The sequence below is a fragment of the Rossellomorea sp. RS05 genome (genome assembly GCF_039822645.1).
Lineage (GTDB): Bacteria > Bacillota > Bacilli > Bacillales > Bacillaceae_B > Rossellomorea > Rossellomorea marisflavi_B.
In genome coordinates this window covers 1-3,017 of record NZ_JBDKWY010000020.1, presented here as the reverse complement: position 1 = coordinate 3,017, position 3,017 = coordinate 1, and the positions used below count along the sequence as shown (strand labels likewise).

1 rRNA gene is annotated in these 3,017 nt (G+C 52.3%); it reads right to left on the bottom strand.

Annotated features, from left to right (window positions below):
- Position 1 precedes the first annotated feature (1 nt).
- Positions 2-2,935: ribosomal RNA gene (locus ABJ225_RS22270) — 23S ribosomal RNA — on the bottom strand.
- Positions 2,936-3,017 lie beyond the last annotated feature (82 nt).

Genomic DNA, 3,017 nt, shown 5'->3' with positions numbered 1-3,017 from the left:
TTTGGTTAAGTCCTCGATCGATTAGTATCAGTCAGCTCCATGTGTCGCCACACTTCCACCTCTGACCTATCTACCTGATCATCTTTCAGGGATCTTACTCACATAAAGTGATGGGAAATCTCATCTCGAGGGGGGCTTCATGCTTAGATGCTTTCAGCACTTATCCCTTCCGCACATAGCTACCCAGCGATGCCTTTGGCAAGACAACTGGTACACCAGCGGTGCGTCCATCCCGGTCCTCTCGTACTAAGGACAGCTCCTCTCAAATTTCCTGCGCCCACGACGGATAGGGACCGAACTGTCTCACGACGTTCTGAACCCAGCTCGCGTACCGCTTTAATGGGCGAACAGCCCAACCCTTGGGACCGACTACAGCCCCAGGATGCGATGAGCCGACATCGAGGTGCCAAACCTCCCCGTCGATGTGGACTCTTGGGGGAGATAAGCCTGTTATCCCCGGGGTAGCTTTTATCCGTTGAGCGATGGCCCTTCCATGCGGAACCACCGGATCACTAAGCCCGACTTTCGTCCCTGCTCGACTTGTAGGTCTCGCAGTCAAGCTCCCTTGTGCCTTTACACTCTGCGAATGATTTCCAACCATTCTGAGGGAACCTTTGGGCGCCTCCGTTACTCTTTAGGAGGCGACCGCCCCAGTCAAACTGCCCACCTGACACTGTCTCCCACCCCGATAAGGGGCGCGGGTTAGAATGTCAACACAGCCAGGGTAGTATCCCACCGACGCCTCCACCGAAGCTAGCGCTCCGGCTTCCAAGGCTCCTACCTATCCTGTACAAGCTGTGCCAAAATTCAATATCAGGCTACAGTAAAGCTCCACGGGGTCTTTCCGTCCTGTCGCGGGTAACCTGCATCTTCACAGGTACTATAATTTCACCGAGTCTCTCGTTGAGACAGTGCCCAGATCGTTACGCCTTTCGTGCGGGTCGGAACTTACCCGACAAGGAATTTCGCTACCTTAGGACCGTTATAGTTACGGCCGCCGTTTACTGGGGCTTCGATTCGCACCTTCGCTTGCGCTAAGCACTCCTCTTAACCTTCCAGCACCGGGCAGGCGTCAGCCCCTATACTTCGCCTTACGGCTTCGCAGAGACCTGTGTTTTTGCTAAACAGTCGCCTGGGCCTATTCACTGCGGCTCTCTCGGGCTTGCACCCTACCAGAGCACCCCTTCTCCCGAAGTTACGGGGTCATTTTGCCGAGTTCCTTAACGAGAGTTCTCTCGCTCACCTTAGGATTCTCTCCTCGCCTACCTGTGTCGGTTTGCGGTACGGGCACCATCTTCCTCGCTAGAGGCTTTTCTTGGCAGTGTGGAATCAGGAACTTCGCTACTATAATTCGCTCGCTATCACAGCTCAGCCTTCACGATGATGGGATTTGCCTCATCATCAGCCTAACTGCTTAGACGCACATATCCAGCAGTGCGCTTACCCTATCCTCCTGCGTCCCCCCATTGCTCAAATGGAAGAAAGGTGGTACAGGAATATCAACCTGTTGTCCATCGTCTACGCCTATCGGCCTCGACTTAGGTCCCGACTAACCCTGAGCGGACGAGCCTTCCTCAGGAAACCTTAGGCATTCGGTGGATGGGATTCTCACCCATCTTTCGCTACTCATACCGGCATTCTCACTTCTAAGCACTCCACCAGTCCTTACGGTCTAGCTTCGCAGTCCTTAGAACGCTCTCCTACCACTGACACCAAACGGTGTCAATCCACAGCTTCGGTGATACGTTTAGCCCCGGTACATTTTCGGCGCAGAGTCACTCGACCAGTGAGCTATTACGCACTCTTTAAATGGTGGCTGCTTCTAAGCCAACATCCTGGTTGTCTAAGCAACTCCACATCCTTTTCCACTTAACGTATACTTTGGGACCTTAGCTGGTGGTCTGGGCTGTTTCCCTTTCGACTACGGATCTTATCACTCGCAGTCTGACTCCCATGGATAAGTCTTTGGCATTCGGAGTTTGTCTGAATTCGGTAACCCGATGAGGGCCCCTAGTCCAAACAGTGCTCTACCTCCAAGACTCTTACAACATGAGGCTAGCCCTAAAGCTATTTCGGAGAGAACCAGCTATCTCCAGGTTCGATTGGAATTTCTCCGCTACCCACACCTCATCCCCGCACTTTTCAACGTGCGTGGGTTCGGACCTCCATCCAGTGTTACCTGGACTTCATCCTGGACATGGGTAGATCACCTGGTTTCGGGTCTACGACCACATACTCATTCGCCCTATTCAGACTCGCTTTCGCTGCGGCTCCGTCTTCTCAACTTAACCTTGCATGGGATCGTAACTCGCCGGTTCATTCTACAAAAGGCACGCCATCACCCGTTAACGGGCTCTGACTACTTGTAGGCACACGGTTTCAGGTTCTATTTCACTCCCCTTCCGGGGTGCTTTTCACCTTTCCCTCACGGTACTGGTTCACTATCGGTCACTAGGGAGTATTTAGCCTTGGGAGATGGTCCTCCCAGCTTCCGACGGGATTTCACGTGTCCCGCCGTACTCAGGATCCACTCAAGAGGGAACGAAGTTTCGACTACAGGGTTGTTACCTTCTTTGACGAGCCTTTCCAGACTTCTTCGTCTACCCCGTTCCTTTGTAACTCCGTATAGAGTGTCCTACAACCCCAAGAGGCAAGCCTCTTGGTTTGGGCTAATCCCGTTTCGCTCGCCGCTACTCAGGGAATCGCATTTGCTTTCTCTTCCTCCAGGTACTTAGATGTTTCAGTTCCCTGGGTCTGCCTTCCATGCTCTATGTATTCAAGCAAGGATACTGTTCCATTACGAACAGTGGGTTCCCCCATTCGGAAATCTTCGGATCAGCTCACTTACAGCTCCCCGAAGCATATCGGTGTTAGTCCCGTCCTTCGTCGGCTCCTAGTGCCAAGGCATCCACCGTGCGCCCTTATTAACTTAACCGAATTGGTTAAAAACCTAAAATGGCGATACTCGGTAATTTCTTGACTATCAATAAAACTTTATCTAGTTTTCAAAGAACAAT